Source organism: Zobellia russellii (assembly GCF_018728565.1).
GTDB lineage: Bacteria > Bacteroidota > Bacteroidia > Flavobacteriales > Flavobacteriaceae > Zobellia > Zobellia russellii.
This window is the reverse complement of record NZ_JACSOI010000001.1, coordinates 162,159-178,577: the sequence shown is the minus strand read 5'-3', so window position 1 is coordinate 178,577 and position 16,419 is coordinate 162,159. Positions and strand designations below refer to the sequence as shown.

11 protein-coding genes are annotated in these 16,419 nt (G+C 39.4%); 3 read left to right on the top strand and 8 right to left on the bottom strand.

Annotation, left to right across the window (positions count from 1 at the left end; translation table 11 throughout):
* Positions 1-53: 53 nt before the first annotated feature.
* Positions 54-1,808, bottom strand: coding sequence for an aspartate--tRNA ligase (aspS, locus tag H9565_RS00780; RefSeq protein WP_215436279.1), 1,755 nt, complete (start codon positions 1,806-1,808; stop codon positions 54-56).
* Between the two features lie 193 nt (positions 1,809-2,001).
* On the opposite strand from aspS, the gene H9565_RS00775 reads away from it, so the two are divergent.
* Positions 2,002-4,971 (top strand): SusC/RagA family TonB-linked outer membrane protein, encoded by a 2,970-nt coding sequence (locus H9565_RS00775; RefSeq protein ID WP_215436276.1) that lies wholly within the window; start codon positions 2,002-2,004, stop codon positions 4,969-4,971.
* A gap of 20 nt (positions 4,972-4,991) precedes the next feature.
* On the top strand, positions 4,992-6,335 hold the full coding sequence (locus tag H9565_RS00770; RefSeq protein ID WP_215436272.1) for a RagB/SusD family nutrient uptake outer membrane protein: 1,344 nt from the start codon (positions 4,992-4,994) through the stop codon (positions 6,333-6,335).
* Between the two features lie 71 nt (positions 6,336-6,406).
* Here the strand turns inward: H9565_RS00770 and H9565_RS00765 are convergent, their stop codons facing one another.
* The 6 genes from H9565_RS00765 to H9565_RS00740 all read right to left on the bottom strand — a co-directional run bounded on the left by H9565_RS00765 (position 6,407) and on the right by H9565_RS00740 (position 14,149).
* The gene (locus H9565_RS00765; protein ID WP_215436269.1) at positions 6,407-9,913 is read right to left on the bottom strand and encodes an efflux RND transporter permease subunit; all 3,507 of its coding nucleotides are present in this window, start codon (positions 9,911-9,913) and stop codon (positions 6,407-6,409) included.
* On the bottom strand, positions 9,903-11,087 hold the full coding sequence (locus H9565_RS00760; RefSeq protein WP_215436266.1) for an efflux RND transporter periplasmic adaptor subunit: 1,185 nt from the start codon (positions 11,085-11,087) through the stop codon (positions 9,903-9,905). The genes H9565_RS00765 and H9565_RS00760 overlap by 11 nt, the downstream gene beginning before the upstream one ends.
* 27 nt (positions 11,088-11,114) lie before the next feature.
* Positions 11,115-12,479, bottom strand: a complete 1,365-nt coding sequence (locus H9565_RS00755) for a TolC family protein (RefSeq protein WP_215436263.1) — start codon at positions 12,477-12,479, stop codon at positions 11,115-11,117.
* Positions 12,480-13,085 carry a TetR/AcrR family transcriptional regulator gene (locus H9565_RS00750; protein WP_215436261.1) on the bottom strand — a complete coding sequence of 202 codons (606 nt, stop codon included), beginning with the start codon at positions 13,083-13,085 and terminating at the stop codon, positions 12,480-12,482.
* Between the two features lie 85 nt (positions 13,086-13,170).
* Entirely contained in the window at positions 13,171-13,593 is a 423-nt protein-coding gene (locus tag H9565_RS00745) for a hypothetical protein (protein WP_215436259.1), read from the bottom strand.
* A 13-nt stretch (positions 13,594-13,606) separates the two neighbouring features.
* A complete protein-coding gene (locus H9565_RS00740) occupies positions 13,607-14,149 on the bottom strand; it encodes an RNA polymerase sigma factor (RefSeq protein WP_215436257.1) in 543 nt (180 codons plus the stop codon).
* A gap of 144 nt (positions 14,150-14,293) precedes the next feature.
* Here H9565_RS00740 and H9565_RS00735 point away from each other — a divergent pair, with 144 nt between their 5' ends.
* On the top strand, positions 14,294-15,268 hold the full coding sequence (locus tag H9565_RS00735; protein ID WP_215436255.1) for a polyprenyl synthetase family protein: 975 nt from the start codon (positions 14,294-14,296) through the stop codon (positions 15,266-15,268).
* Here H9565_RS00735 and H9565_RS00730 read toward each other — a convergent pair.
* Complete coding sequence (locus tag H9565_RS00730) at positions 15,265-16,416, bottom strand: lycopene cyclase family protein (protein ID WP_215436252.1); 1,152 nt, start codon at positions 16,414-16,416, stop codon at positions 15,265-15,267. The two genes, H9565_RS00735 and H9565_RS00730, sit on opposite strands and share 4 nt — an antisense overlap.
* Positions 16,417-16,419: the final 3 nt, after the last annotated feature.

The following is a 16,419-nucleotide window of genomic DNA, read 5'->3' as shown; positions in this document are numbered from 1 at the left end:
GTTTGCTACCTAAAAGTATTAAAAAAATCCCGCCTATTAGCGGGATTTGGTTTCTATGTTTTGATATCTATTTTTAAGTTCAATTCATGTAGTTGCTCTTGGTCAATAGGCGCAGGGGCATCTATCATAACATCTCGTCCGCTGTTATTTTTTGGGAAAGCAATGAAATCCCTGATGGTTTCCTGTCCTCCAAGGATGGATACCAATCGGTCTAAACCAAAGGCGATTCCTCCGTGCGGTGGAGCTCCGTACTGAAAAGCATCCATTAGGAAACCAAATTGCGCCTGAGCTTCTTCGGGAGAAAAACCAAGATGTTTGAACATAACACTTTGCACATCCCTATCATGGATACGTATAGAACCTCCGCCTATTTCATTTCCGTTCAATACCAAGTCATAAGCATTGGCACGTACTGCACCAGGGTTTGTTTCAAGCAATTCTAATTGACCCGGTTTTGGTGATGTAAACGGGTGGTGCATGGCGTGATAGTTCCCGGTTTCTTCATCAAGTTCCAACAACGGGAAATCTATAACCCATAACGGGGCAAATTCATCAGCCTTTCTTAAGCCAAGTCTTTCGGCAAGCTGCATTCTAAGTGCGCTTAATTGAGCACGTGTTTTGTTGGCATCTCCCGAAAGCACACAAATTAGATCGCCCGGGTTGGCTTGTGTAGCTTCTGCCCACTTTGCTAAATCCTCTTGGTCATAAAATTTATCTACCGTAGACTTAAAGCTGCCGTCTTCATTATATTTTGCATAAACCATTCCCTTGGCGCCTACTTGGGGTCTCTTTACCCAATTTACCAGTGCATCCAGTTCTTTACGAGTATAGCTTGCTGCACCCGGAACCGCAATACCAACTACCAATTCTGCGGAGTTGAATACGCCAAAATCCTTATGTTGCGCAACGGTGTTCAATTCGCCAAATTCCATTCCAAAACGAATGTCAGGTTTGTCATTACCATAAATGCGCATGGCATCATCATAGGTAATTCTTGGGAAGGCGGATATCTCTACCCCCTTAATTTCTTTCAACAAGTGTTTGGTAAGACCTTCAAAAGCATCAAGGATATCTTCCTGCTCCACAAAAGCCATTTCACAATCAATCTGCGTAAATTCAGGTTGTCTGTCCGCTCTAAGGTCCTCATCGCGGAAGCACTTTACAATCTGGAAATACTTATCCATTCCCCCTACCATAAGGAGTTGTTTAAAGGTTTGGGGAGATTGAGGTAAAGCGTAAAACTGACCTTCGTTCATACGGCTGGGAACCACAAAATCTCTAGCCCCTTCTGGAGTAGATTTTATTAAGTACGGAGTCTCAACCTCTATAAAATTTTGGTCGCTTAGGTACTTGCGTACTTCCATAGAAACCTTACTTCTAAAAATAAGGTTGTTTTTAACAGGATTTCTGCGGATATCCAAATACCGATATTTCATCCTAAGGTCCTCACCACCATCGGTTTCATTTTCTATGGTGAAAGGGGGTGTTTTGGATTCGTTTAGAACAATAACCTCGTCTACTAAAACCTCTATGTTACCAGTAGCAAGGTTAGGGTTTTTTGAAGATCTTTCTATGACTTCACCTGTTACTTGAACAACAAATTCGCGTCCTAAATGTCTAGCTTGTTCCAATAATTTATAAGAGGTACGGTCTTCATCAAAAACCAATTGGGTTATGCCGTAGCGGTCACGAAGGTCTACCCAAACAACAAACCCTTTGTCACGAGTTTTTTGTACCCATCCAGATAGGGTAACTTTTGTGTTTATATGAGATTCGCGCAATTCTCCGCAAGTATGGCTTCTGTACATAAGTAAATGTTGATTTATGAAAGAGCAAATGTAAGAAGATATGATGGTATCGGCTAAAAAATTATGATGGTGAATGTTTTTGACAATAGCGGAATAGAGCGCTAATATAAATGCTAAAATTTAACATAAGTTTTAGTTTTATGATAATTCTTAACTATATTGCTTTGAAATTAACTAATTCAAAATTTTGAAAATGAAACAAACTTTACTTAGAAAGTTGTATTTCCTAGCGTTTTTGACATTGCCCATTTCGGTTTTTGCTCAAGGAACGATTTCAGGAAATATTACGGATGCCACGGATTTGCCGCTTCCAGGAGCTAGCATTGTGGTAAAAGGAACAACTAATGGAACCACATCCGATTTTGATGGGAATTATGAAATATCGGTAGATAATTTTCCTGTTACGTTGGTGTTTTCCTCTTTAGGATATGCTACAAAGGAAATCAACGTGAGTAGTTCATCAACTGTAAACATGGTTTTGGAAGAATCTGCCATGGGTCTAGATGAGGTGGTGGTTTCCGGGTTGGCAACAACTGTAAAGAGAAAGAACTTAGCTAACGCGGTGGCAACTGTTTCCGCAGCCGAACTGGCAGGTGTTACCCCGCCAAAAACATTGGACGGAGCCTTGGCAGGTAAATTTACGGGTGCTGTGGTTAGTGCCAACTCTGGTGCGCCAGGTGGTGGTATGTCTATAAAGTTTAGGGGTATTACTTCTATTAATGGTAATTCGCAGCCTTTATATATTGTTGATGGGGTGTATGTGGATAACAGTAGTATTGCTTCCGGTGGTTTAAATGATGTTTCGGGTGCTGCGGCAGGAGGAAGTGCTTCCAACCAGGATAACGCAACCAACAGGATTGCGGATTTAAACCCGGACGATATAGCGAACATTGAAATTTTAAAGGGAGCTTCTGCTGCCGCAATTTACGGTTCTAGAGGTGCTGCCGGGGTTGTTATTATAACCACCAAGAAAGGTAAATCAGGTAAGACAAAGGTGAACTTCTCCCAGGGCTTCGGTTTTAACAAGATAATTAGGTTACAAGGTCAGAGAGATTGGACTGAAGATTTGGCTGAGGAGCAATATGGTGAGGGTGCTCTTTATGCTGCTGCTGCGTCTGCCGGAAAACTGAGAGATTACGAAAAGGAAGTATTTGGAGAAGAAGGCTTGATTTCCAATACCAACGTAAGTGCTTCCGGAGGTAGTGATAAAACTACGTTCTATGCAGGTATTTCAAATAACGATGAAGACGGTATTGTAAAGAATACCGGGTATAAAAAGAGCTCTTTTAGATTGAATGTAGAGCATAAATTCAACGAAAACATTAAGTTGGGATTGAACACCAACTACATAAGTTCTTCTGCGGATAGAGGGTTTTTTAATAACGATAATACAGGTACAACTATTGGTGTTGCCTTAACCAACACCCGTCCTTGGGATTTTCTTGAGCCGGATGAGAACGGTAACTATCCTGATCATCCAAATAACTCTTCCAACCCACTACAGACAAGAGATTTGTTTACAAACAATGAGCGTGTAAATAGATTTATTATTGGTGGAAATTTAGATGTAAACATTTTTAGAAAGGACAATTCTAATCTAAAGTTCATTGGACGTGTAGGTGTGGATACATATAACATGGAGGCTAAAGTAATTTTCCCAAAAGAACTTCAGTTTCAACGTCCTGATCAAGGAGGTGTAAATGGTGTTTCCGGTATAACTAACACAAACAACAAGAATGCAAACTATTCTGGTTTCTTGGTTCACAACTATTTTACGGATAGTGATTTATCCTTTAATACTCAGTTAGGTGTAACTAACGAACAGTTTTCGAGAAATACGGTTAGTGTTGTTGCTTCGGATTTAATTGCTTCGGAAACAAATCTTGATCAGAGTGCTAACCAGAAAGTTACCCAAACAAGGTTGGAACAAGAAGATTTTGGATTTTTTGTGCAAGAAAGTATTAACTATCAGGACAAATTTATTGGAACTCTTGGTGTACGTGGAGACAAGTCTACAAATAACGCAGATATTAATGAGTTGTTTTTCTACCCTAAAGCATCGTTGGCCGTTAACTTGAACAGCTTTGGTTTTTGGAGTGAAGATGCTTTGGTCAACCGGCTTAAATTGAGAGCCGCCTATGGTGAAGCAGGTACTTTTGCAAGGTTTGGCTCACTTTATACCGTTTATGAAAGTGCTCTTACTGGAGGCAATGTTGGTATTGTTGTTCCCCTAACACAAGGTAATCCTGATATTTTGCCGGAAAGACAGAAAGAACTTGAATTGGGTATAGACCTAGGAATGTTCAAAAACCGTTTAGGTCTAGAACTAACATATTACAAAAAGAATGTTGATGACCTATTGTTGTTGGCCAATACAGAGCCATCTAGCGGTTTCTCCACAAAATGGGAAAATGCGGGTGAATTGGAGAATAACGGGGTTGAAGTAGCCTTGAACGCAGCTATTATAAATAAGGATGATTTTACTTGGGATGCCACGCTTAACTGGTGGACCAATGTATCCGAAATGGTACGTATGGATGTTCCTGCCTATGACACTGGAGGTTTTGGTACTGGTCTAGGTACATTTAGAATTGAAGAGGGAGAAAGTGTAACACAAATAGTAGGTACAAATTTAGATGGAGATGTGGTAAAATTAGGAGATGCAGCTCCGGATTTTCAGACTTCACTAAATAATAGCATAAAGTACAAGAACTTTGTACTTTCGTTCCTATGGCATTGGAAGAAGGGTGGAGATAACATAAACCTTTCTAAACTTTTGTCGGATTTTGGTGGTACAAGTGCTGATTATGATGAGATTACTATTGATCCTGATGGTGTTATTCCAAATGGTGTATATCGTGTAAACAATGGTATTTTCGCTGGTAATGCAACGCCTTTCGTAGAAGATGCTTCTTATCTTAGGTTGCGTGAACTTGGTTTCTACTATACAGTACCGGAAAAGAATATTCAAGACTGGTTCAATGGAGTTGTGTCTAGTGTAAAAGTTGGGCTTTCCGGAAATAACTTGATCAATATCTTTGATTACAACAGTTATGACCCAGAGGTTTCCAATTTTGGAGGAACAGGTCTTTCTTCTGGTGTAGAAGTAACACCGTTTCCTTCATCCAAAAGATACATGATGCATATATCGGTGCAATTTTAATTTTAAAAAAAATTAGCGAAATGAAAATACTAAAACAACTAAAAATAGTGACCATTATAGCGGCTATTTTTCTAGTAACGGCATGTGAACTAGATGGTGGTGAGAGTTTAAATGGTGCAAGTACGTCGTCAATATCTGACGACCTTTCCAGGGGAGAGTTGCCACAGGCGCTTACTGGAATTTTATCAGATATGCGTGTAGGTCTTTCTACAAATACGGATGTACTGAGCATAGTGGGTAGGGAATACTATTACTTTACTTCCTCAGATCCAAGATATGAAGGTGATGTGGTAGTAGGAAATTTAAATAACAATACCTTTTATGTAACAACCCCATGGGGAGCAAGATATGCTGCAATAAAAGATGCAAATCTTATTTTGGAAGGATTGGATAATACCACTTCTGATCTTTCTGATGCTGAGATATCTGCAACAAGAGGAACCATTAGTACACTTAAAGCGCACGAATTACTTATGTTGAGCAATAATCAACATGATAATGGTATTCGTATTGACGTGTCCGATTCTGAAAATCTTGGAGCTTTCGTAGATAGAGCAGGGGCACTTGATGCTATTGCCGATTTGCTAAATTCTGCAGCAACCGATTTAAATGCGGGTGGAGATGAACTCCCATTTAGCATGACACCTGGTTATAATGATTTAAAGAAAAGTGACGCTACCTCAGGAGACCAATTACCGCTAACGCCAGCAGATATATTGGAGTTTAATAGGGCATTATTGGCTAGAGTTGAAGCTTACCGTGGTAATTATCCTGCTGCTTTGGCGGCACTTGAAGATTCTTTCTTTGACTTAAACGGAGATTTAAGAAAAGGGGTTTACCATAATTTTAGTTTGAGTGGAGCAGATCTTTCAAACCCTCTTTTTATTGCCTTAAATCAAGAAGCTAACGTTAGGGTAGCCCATGCGAGTTTCATTACTGATGCGCAAGATGGAGATGGTAGGTTGAGCAAAGCTGTTGAAAGACTTGAAAATAGAGATGCTTCTGGACTAGTAGGAACTCATGATGTAGCTATTTATGCAAGCCTTACTGATGATGTGCCGATTATAAGGAATGAGGAACTTATTCTGTTGTATGCAGAAGCAAATATAACAGCTAACCCCACGGAAGCGGTTGCGGCCCTTGATATTATTAGAACTGCTGCTGGTTTACCTGCATATTCCGGAGCTACGTCAGCTGCAGCTTTACAGGATGAATTATTGTATAACAGAAGATATTCATTATTTGGAGAAGGTCATAGGTGGATTGATATGAGAAGGTTTGGTAAATTGGCAGAATTACCAAATGATAGGTCCACGGACAGCGTTCCTTCCGCACTTCCTGTACCTGCCAATGAGAACAAATAATATTTCGTATTTAATATAAAATCAAAAACCCGCCAATTGGCGGGTTTTTTTTATGTAATGAAGATTGGTTTTTAAACCGATGCTTCCAAATTGTTTTCGGTTTGTATTGGGCGTTCCTTTTTTCTTCCCCAAACAGCAATCTTTATTCTATAGATAATATTGAATAATACCGGAACAATAATCAGGGTTAGGAAAGTAGCAACTATCAACCCAAAGATAACCGTCCATGCCAATGGTCCCCAGAAGACTACGTTATCTCCTCCCATATAGATTTTTGCGTCAAACTCAGAGAACAATGAGAAGAAATCAATATTAAGTCCAATAGCCAAAGGAATAAGCCCTAAAACCGTAGTAATAGCCGTAAGAATTACTGGGCGCAACCTTGCCTTACCACCCTTGGTAATGATTTCAGTAACCTCTTCTAACGAGATAAGGTCTTTGTCCTCCAGCCCTAGAGTCACCTTTTTACGGTCAATAAGAATCTGTGTATAATCCAGAAGTACCACACCATTGTTCACTACAATACCGGCAAGGGAAATAATTCCCATCATGGTCATCATGATTACAAAGGACCACCCGGTAATCATTAATCCTCCAAAGACTCCAATAAAGCTTAAGAAGATGGCAATCATAATAATAAGGGGTTTTGAAATTCCTCCAAATTGGAATATCAAAATAAGCATGATCAACCCAAGTCCTGAGAAGAAGGCACCTACTAAAAATTGCATTTGCTTATTTTGCTCTTCAATCTGACCGGTAAAATCAATTTTTACGTCCGCAGGAAGTCCTTTAAAGTTTTCCATTTCTTTCTGGATTTCCGCTACAATAGCTCCTGCATCACTAAACCCAGGTTTTAATTGAGAATAAACCGTAACCACTCTCTTTTTGTCCTTGTGCTTAATGGCACTAAAACCTGAAGAATTCTGCTGTTTGGCTACTGCCGAAACGGGAATTTCCTTAATCTGGCCATTTGCGGGATCTCTAAAAATAATATTCTGATTGAACAGGGCATTTTTATTATACCTGATGTCTTCGTTAAAACGAACGTTAATATCGTAATCCTCACCATCTAGCTTATATACACCTGCTTTTTCACCAAAGAGAGAACGTCTTAACTGTAGTCCTACTTGACCCACGGAGACACCTAGTTCACCCGCTTTTTCTCGGTCTACCACAACTTGCATGGAGGGCTTACTCTTGTTCACATCAATTTTTAACTCCTCAATACCAGCAATATTTTTGGTGTTGATAAAGTTTCTAACATCCTCGGCGGTACTGATCAATTCCGTATAGTCCTTACCTTCCAATTCAATGTTAATAGGGTAACCTGCTGGTGGTCCATTGGCCTCTTTTTCTACTGAAATGGCAACGCCAGGGTAAATTCCGGTAAGGGCTTCCTGTATTTCTCCACGCAGTTTTTCGGTGTCACGACCTTTTCTATACTTAAACTCGCGCATAGATACAGTTACTTTTCCACGGTGAGGCATTTCCGCTGCAGAACCACCATCGGTCTGGGGATTACCCGCTCCCTCTCCTACTTGGGATACCGCTGATTCTACCAAATAGTTGTAATCACCATCGGTATATTTATCTTGATTAGCAACGGCAAAAACCCTTTCCTCTATTTCTTTGGTAAGCCTATTGGTCTTTTCAATGGCCGTACCTTGTGGGTATTCTATATACGCATATATCTCATTGGGTTTGTTGTCAGGGAAAAACTCCACTTTAGTTCGCCCACTGCCTAGTGATGCTCCAAAGGCCATGAAAACCCCGATCAATAAAAGAAAGGTGATTCCAAAATACCAATATACGTTCTTGCCCCTTAACGCATGCGAAATGCGTCTTTCATACCAGTTCTCAAAACGTACCATGGCACCGTTCTGGAAGCTAATGGCCCATTTTTTAAGAGCATATTTGTATATCCAGAACATTAAGGCGGTAATAATCATAACCGAGCCAAGGCCTCTCATGGTTCCGCCAAAAATCAGGATAAAGAGTCCAAACCCTCCCAATATGGCGCTAATACGTATCAGCTGCTTTACTGTGAGTTCTTTTTCCCCTATTTCCATAAACTGCGATACCAACATGGAGTTCATGAAAATTGCTACGAAAAGTGATGACCCCAGTACAACCGATAATGTAATAGGGAAGTAGATCATGAACTGCCCAAATATACCTGGCCATAGTCCTAACGGGACAAAGGCGGCTACGGTTGTTAAGGTTGAAATAATAATTGGAAATGCGATTTCTCCAATACCTTTCTTGGCGGCTTCGGTGCGGGACATGCCTTCGCTCATTAAGCGGTACACGTTCTCAACCACCACAATACCGTTGTCTACCATCATACCAAGACCCATAATCATACCGAACAGTATCATGGTGTTTAGAGTATAGCCCAGGTTGTTCAAAATCATAAAGGACATGAACATAGACATAGGAATGGCAAAACCAACAAAAAGGGCATTTCTAAATCCTAAGAAGAACATAAGAACGGTAACCACTAGGATAATACCAAAAATGATATTGTTTACAAGGTCATCTACTTGGTTAAGTGTTCTTCCCGAAGAATCATTGGCAATGGTGATGTTCAAATCAGCGGGGAAATAGTTTTCTTGTTCCTTTTTGACAATTTCCCTAACCTTTGTTGTGGCTTCGATCATGTTTTTGCCCGAACGTTTTTTGATGTCCAGCATTACTACGCTAGTTCCAAATTCTCGGGCATAGGTTGTCTTTTCCTCTTCGGAAAAAGTAACCTCGGCAATGTCCTTCAAATAAACTGCTCCGTTTTCGGATTTCACTACAAAATCATTCAGCTCTTTAGGGTCTTTGACTTCTCCTAAAATACGGATGGTACGCCGTTGCCCACCAGAAAGAATATTACCTGCGGACATGGTAGAGTTTCCATTGCTTATAGCATTGATAACATCCTGAAAACTTACCTTGGAAGCCATCATTTTATAGACATCCACAGCAATTTCAACCTCCTTTTCTTGAGCTCCCCTAATGTTCACTTCCTTAACTTCGGGAAGATCTTCAATTTCATCCTGTAGATATTCGGCAAACTCCTTTAGCTTTTCAACAGGGTAATCTCCCGTGAAGTTCACGTTCATGATAGGGAACGATTCGGAAAGGTTTAGGTCAAAAACATTGGGTTCAACCTTTGCATTGTTAAAGGTAGGCCAATCTTCACTGGCCTTTTCACCATCTACTTCGTCCTTTATCTTTTGTTTGGCCTGTTCTACGGAAAGTTCTTCATCAAACTCAACGGTAATAATGGAATAATCCTCTTGAGAAGTTGAGGTTACCTCTACCACATTGCTCACGTTTTTTAAACGGTCTTCAAGCGGGTCGGTTATCAATCGTTCTACATCTTCCGCGGTGTTACCCGGGTAAACTGTACTTATGTAAATTTTTGTCTCTACAATTTCAGGAAAATCTTCCCGAGGCATAGCAAAGTATGACTTTAGCCCCAACCATAGGAATATGGCAATCATTACATAAATGACCGAAGGGTTGTCTATGGCCCAAGAAGATAGGCTAAACTCTTTATTAGCGTTTTTTTGCTGTTTACTGCTCATCGGTCTGGTCGTTTAAAATTTTAACCTTCTGGCCATCTTTCACACTTCTGGCACCTTCCTCTATAATATGGTCCCCATCGTTTATACCGGATAGTACTTCAATATGGCTCCCTTGGGTTTTTCCGGTCTTGATTATACTCTTTTTCAACATAGCTTCGTTCTCTCCATCAGTAGGTTCTGCAATGTAGACGTATTGATCGCCTTCGGCATTTTCAGATATGATACTTTGGGGAATAACTATAGCCTCTTCATTTGTGTAGTCGTTTATATTCACCTTTGCCGTTAGGTTAGGTTTAATATTCCCTTTTTTATTAGGAACCGAAATTTCTACGGTAAAGGCCCTGTTACTAGGGTTAATGAAATTACCGGTCTGTCTAACCTTGGTAGTTACGGTATCTCCTAAAACCGGGAAATATACCTGAGCTTGTTTGCCAACTTTAATGCCGGATAGGTAGGTTTCTGGAACATCTACTTCAATATACATGTCAGACAGGTTTACAATACGGAACACTTCCGATCCTGGCCCTGGTGAAACCACTGTACCTTGATCTTTTATTACGTTATCTATAATACCCGAAAACGGAGCTCTTATGGATGATTTGCCCAATTGACTCTGTGTTTGTTTTACGGCATCTTCAGCAGCTTCGTAATTGGTCTTTGCGGATAAGTATTCCAATTCTGAACCAATTTTTTGTTCCCACAGGCGCTTTCTACGCTCAAAAGTGGTTTTGGCAAGCTCTGCCTGTGTTTTAAGCTGAGACAGTTGGCTGCTCATGCCTCCGTCATCAATAGTTGCTAAAATCTGCCCAGCGGCTACCCTTTGACCTTCTTTTACATATACACGCTGCAAAGTACCAGACATTTCAGGATATACAAGAACGTTCTGTTTGGTCTTGACATTACCTTGAAGTTCTAAGAAATGATCAAACTTTTCCGCCTTGGCGGTTACCGTGGTAACTAGAGGTAGTTTTTCATCATTGTTCATAGTAGCAATGACGGAATCAAGCTTTTTAAGTTCCGATTCCAGCGATTTTTGTTTTTCCGAAAGCTCACTTTTTTTGGCTCGTATACTTTCTAAATTACCCTGTGAAATGATATCGCTAACAGATGCTTCCTTCTCGCCGCAAGCGGAAAAAAGTAAGGCAGTAGTTGCTAAGTATAGTATTTTTTTCATCGTAAAAAGTTTGTTATGTTATTTATCTTATTGCTTAAGATCAGATACGGGTTCGTTTATAATGACCTCTAATTCAGTTTTCTTGTTAATGACTTCAACCATAGATTGCAAATAGCCCTGTTGTGCATCATAGAGTTGGGTCTGTGCTTGGCGAAGGTCAAAACTAGTGGCAATACCTTCGGCGTATTTGATTTGATTTTTGTTCTCTATACGTTCTGCCAAACCTAGATTTTGTTTTGCGGTCTCGTATTCCTCAATAGATAAGATATAATCGCTTTTGGCTTTTTCAAGTTGAAGTCGTATTTGCTCTTCGGCCTCGGATAATTGGGTCTTTGCTTTTTCCATTGCAATTTTGGCCCGTGCCGTACTTGCACTACGCTTACCTGAACTGAACAATGGAATACTGAGGTCTAGGCCTAAAACGGATGAGTCAAACCAATCTTGTTCACTTTTAAAGAAAGTAAAACTGTCCGAATAAGCGGTAGAGCCATAGTTTATAAAAGTGCTAAGTGTTGGTAACGCGCGGCTTCTCGCCAGTTTCCACTCAAAGAACCTTTGTTCCGTTAGATTTATGGCCAGCTTATAGTCTACGTTATTTGCCATATTGAACTCGGATTCCATGAGAGCAAAATCTATCTGTGATTCGGCAAGGTCATCCAGGTCTTCTTCCAGCTTTGTAGGCGCGTCTATAGCAATGCCCATTACAAGGTTTAGCATTTGGCGCGTAATATTCTCTAGCCGAACCGTATTTTTTAATTGGCTTTCTATGGAAGAAAGGGTAATCTGTAATTGTTCTACACTTTCTTCATCGCCCAGACCGTTTTCGTACAGTTTGTTCGTTTCAAAAAGATTTTTTTCCAGATTGGCTTTGTTCTTTTCTAGAATGGCTACACTTTTTTTGGCCAATAAGACGTTTCCGTAGGCTTCTACAACGGACTTCCTTACCTCTTGATCCGTTTTCTCTTCGTTATTGGCGCTATAGCTTAAGAATGATTTTGTTGCCTGTACCCCAACTATATAGGAGCCATCAAAAATCTTCTGTGTTAAGGTGGCCGTAGCCGATGCTTGGTGGGCTTGCCCAAAAACTATGGGAACAAACTCTCCGGGTGTTCCTCCGGCAAATTCAGCGGGAATTAATGAAACCGGTTGTTTTAACTGATTTTGATAGCTAACGGAACCATTTATTTGAGGCAGTCCGTCCGCAATGGTTTCCCATTTCTGTTTTCGGGCATCAACAATATCCCGACCCGCATTAATGGCGCTGTAATTATTTTCTAGCGCAAATTCTATGGCTTCCTCTAACGTAAAGCTATAGGTTTTTTCGGGTGGATCTTGAGAAATTCCGAGCACAGCAGTTAGCAATGCTAGTGAAGTCAAATATATATTTCTCATTTATTCTTGGTTTGAATTGATAATTTCATTTAACACTTTTCTTCCTTTTGGAGTAACAATACCCCGTATATGGTACTCTAGATAATTGTCCATTAAATCTTGCATGGGAAACTTTTCCATTGGAAAAAGGCGATGGTCTTTAATGCTTGTTATTCCGGAAAAATAAATTCTTGAAATAAACTCTACATTTAGGCCTTCTCTATAAATACCTTTTTCAATACCCCTATTTATATTAACCAACACACAATCTTGCATTACCTCAAATTGCTTATCCCTAAGGGTAGCGTGAATTTTTGGATAGTATTTTTGCAATTGATACTGTGGAGATGATTTTTCATCTTTTAAGTTGACCATCACAAATTTTTTAATGTCATAAAGTTCTTCTATTGGGTTTTTGTTTAGGGAACAGATTTGGTTTATACCTGCTGAGATGGCACTAAAAAGATGGGCAGTACATTCCTGTACCAATGCCGTTTTATTTGCGTAATGTGTGTATATAGTTTTTTTTGAGATGCCCATCTCTTGGGCAAGATCGTCCATTGTAACACTCTTGAACCCTAGGCTCAAGAACATATCTGTTGCTTTATCTAAAATTTTTTCTTTCATAGATGGCGCAAAGATAAGTTAGGAAACTTAAAAAACATTAAAAGTTTCCAAAGTTTTACAGTTATTTAACATATCCTTAGGACGCTCAAATTTCCTTTTCGTTACGCTTACGTTCAACATATTTGTCATATGCCTGTTCTCCTTCTTCTTTCCAGAACTCATCGTAGAATTTCCATTTAGAAAAATCATCATTACACATCTTGCTAAACTTGCTCTTGCCGGGCCGGTTAGATTTCCTTTTTTTTCCTTTTTTCTTATTACCACCACCTCCGTTGCCAAAGCCACCAAAGATTATTTTTGATAGTAAAAGAAGTCCAGCCGCCTGCCAATAGGTTAGGGCGGTCAATCCAAATAGTTCTGGCATCAACCAATTCCATAGGTACATAAAGACGTAGGCAAATAGCAGTACAAAGGCTATTCCTGCTATGATGTAGAACAAGACCTTAACAAACTTTGTTACATATTTTTTGGTTTTGCTCTTTACTTTTTGTTCTATATAGTCTTCCATAATCCGTTTATTTTTAGTTTATATTCTGTTTTTTCAATTCCAATTGTTTTAACAATAGTGCTAGAGCTCGGTGCCGGCGCGACATTAAAGTTCCTGCAGGTATGTCTGTTTCTTTAGATAGTTCTTGATAGGTATACCCTTCAAAATCTATGGCTACAATTATATTTCTGTAATGGGGTTTAAGTTGGGCAATAGCTTTTTTAAGCTCGGTTTTCATTTCTTCGGAATATGAATTGTCTACTGACCCATAGAGGAGCTCTGTAAAGTCGCCCAACTTGTTTTCCATTTCGGATTCAATACTAACCGCCGGCTTTTGGGTTCGCATTAAATCCACAATTTTATTGCGTAGGGAATGGTAAACAAAGCCCGCAATATTAGTAATAGGCAGAGCACTATCTGAACGAGAGAACAGCTTTAAAGCAACATCTTGGACAATATCATCTGCATCTCTATCCGCTGCATTATCTATTCTAGATTTTGCATACGCCTTTAGCGAACGATATTCTTCGTCAAAGAAGGTTTTTAGGTTTTTATAGTTTTCTGTGTCCGAAGTCATTAAAATGCTTTTTGCAGCTATTCTTCACAAGTAAAGACGATGGTTTTCAAATCTATTGCATTTTTTTTAGGTTATTTTTTTACAAAAGCTTCTAAACCGGCATTCTTTATATAAATGGTCTTATTTTTGAAAAAATTTTCTTGAATGCATTCCATAGAATTTTACCGTTCAGAGTTTATTTCATTTTTAGAACAGAAGTCCGTTAAAAGAGAACCAAACAACCTTTATGCTCCTATATCCTATATTTTGGGTCTGGGAGGTAAGCGTTTAAGGCCAGTTCTTACACTGTTGTCCGCCGAATTGTTTGAAAGCGATTATAAGAAGGCTCTAGAGGCGGCCCTAGCAGTAGAGACTTTTCATAACTTCTCTTTGGTTCACGATGATATTATGGACGATGCTCCGTTGCGTAGGGGAAAAGCAACGGTACATGAAAAGTGGGATATAAATACGGGAATCCTTTCTGGGGATGCCATGTTAATCACCGCGTATCAGCTTTTTGAAAACTATGAAGGGCATACCTTTAAAAACTTGGCAAAGCTCTTTAGTAAGACCGCTTTGGAAGTGTGCGAAGGTCAGCAGTATGATATAGATTTTGAGGAACGTGACGATGTAACCCTACCGGAATACCTTAAAATGATCGAGTTTAAAACGGCGGTACTCGTTGCGGCTGCTTTGCAAATGGGAGCAATTATTGCCGAAGCCTCGGAAAAGGAACAGGAAGATATTTATAATTTTGGATTGAACTTAGGTATCGCTTTTCAGTTGCAAGATGATTATTTAGATGCCTTTGGCGATCCCAAGACTTTTGGAAAACAAGTGGGGGGAGATATTATTGAAAACAAAAAAACCTATTTATACCTTAATGCTTTGGAGCTAGGTACGGCAGATCAAAAGAAAGATTTGTTGGATATGTATTCCATTCAGCCTAAAGACCCTTCAGCTAAAATTGAAACCATAAAAGAAATTTTTATAAAAAGCGGCTCTGCGGAGCATACTCAGAAGGCCATTGAGGAATATACCCAACGGTCATTTAGGCTTTTGGATGTTCTAAATATCTCATCCGATAAAAAGCAGATTCTTCAAGAGTTTGGTGAAGGGCTTATGCGCAGGAGGGTTTAGGTTATTCTCCCCAACAACGCTTTAACAAAGGGTTTTGTTGGACTGGAAGATATAAATCTGAGGTCTTCTAAGAAGGTAGTGTCCTCGTCCAAAAATTTGAGTATAAGTTGTGGAGGGCATTTTTTGAAAAGCGATTCAAATATGGAATGTCCTTTTTCATTATGTTGGGATAAGACATCTAAGAACAGTAAATCGTAAAACCAAAATCGGTTTTTAAAACTTAGTTCATTTAACGGTTTTTCGGTTTTAATAAAATCAACAAGTACAGGAATTTTCTTGGCAGTACTCATAAAAGTATAGCCCGTACTGGGTTTGGCCCATCCGCCAGCTGTACCTATATAACGAATATTTTTGGTGTGGTGCTCGCTAAAATCATAGGAAGTCATGGGTATACTTCCTTGTTCTATTTCGGTTATTCTATAGGAATCACCTTTTAGAAGGTCTCCGAGATAGTTTATCAAAGCTTCTTCGTATTCTACTTTTTCCAAGCGATTTTTTGAGAATAGTGTGTATTCAACAAGAGCTTCATATTTGGAAAACGGAAGAATGTACATAAAACGGGTATTTCCTTTCTGCGGAACGGAAAAATCCATGTATGTTACTTGAAGGGGATTGAAAATCGGCTTTTCAGTCTTTACGGTCCACCCTAGAAAATGCTGTTGCAGTACTGGATATTTCTCTTGATGCGTAGCCATTTTGTAATCAAAACTACTGCTAAAGACTTTGGAAGCTGAATAGGTATTATTATCCGTAAGGACTATAACTTTAGAACCTTGATCCGCTATTTTGGTAACCTGTTCTTGTTTAAAGGTAACATTAGATTGCTGCTTTAAAGCATCAAAATAGGCCCTATAAAAATCAATGCCTTGCACCATTTTATACTGGTATGGAGCAATGGAGTAATCTTTGGAAAATTGTTTACTTCCAAAATATATACGGTCCCATTTTTTGGAAACGATGGAATCAAACTTCCCATCACCCTTTTCCCAAAAACACCATGTTCTATCATTTGTTTTTTTGGCATCTTTATCTAAAAGTAAAATGGACTTGCTCTTGAAAAAATCATCTTTGACCATGGCATTGGCAAGCATTAGACCGGCCGCTCCAGCACCAATGATGATGTAGTCAAAATGTTTTGTGTTTTCCAAGGG

What these genes read in the sequence shown, in the direction of transcription:
- H9565_RS00750 (WP_215436261.1), bottom strand. Translation starts at nt 13,085, where the DNA reads ATGAAAGAAAAAATTTTAGATAAAGCAACAGATATGTTCTTGAGCCTA.
- H9565_RS00770 (WP_215436272.1), top strand. Translation starts at nt 4,992, where the DNA reads ATGAAAATACTAAAACAACTAAAAATAGTGACCATTATAGCGGCTATT.
- H9565_RS00755 (WP_215436263.1), bottom strand. Translation starts at nt 12,479, where the DNA reads ATGAGAAATATATATTTGACTTCACTAGCATTGCTAACTGCTGTGCTC.
- H9565_RS00765 (WP_215436269.1), bottom strand. Translation starts at nt 9,913, where the DNA reads ATGAGCAGTAAACAGCAAAAAAACGCTAATAAAGAGTTTAGCCTATCT.
- H9565_RS00735 (WP_215436255.1), top strand. Translation starts at nt 14,294, where the DNA reads ATGCATTCCATAGAATTTTACCGTTCAGAGTTTATTTCATTTTTAGAA.
- H9565_RS00760 (WP_215436266.1), bottom strand. Translation starts at nt 11,087, where the DNA reads ATGAAAAAAATACTATACTTAGCAACTACTGCCTTACTTTTTTCCGCT.
- H9565_RS00745 (WP_215436259.1), bottom strand. Translation starts at nt 13,593, where the DNA reads ATGGAAGACTATATAGAACAAAAAGTAAAGAGCAAAACCAAAAAATAT.
- H9565_RS00775 (WP_215436276.1), top strand. Translation starts at nt 2,002, where the DNA reads ATGAAACAAACTTTACTTAGAAAGTTGTATTTCCTAGCGTTTTTGACA.
- aspS (WP_215436279.1), bottom strand. Translation starts at nt 1,808, where the DNA reads ATGTACAGAAGCCATACTTGCGGAGAATTGCGCGAATCTCATATAAAC.
- H9565_RS00740 (WP_215436257.1), bottom strand. Translation starts at nt 14,149, where the DNA reads ATGACTTCGGACACAGAAAACTATAAAAACCTAAAAACCTTCTTTGAC.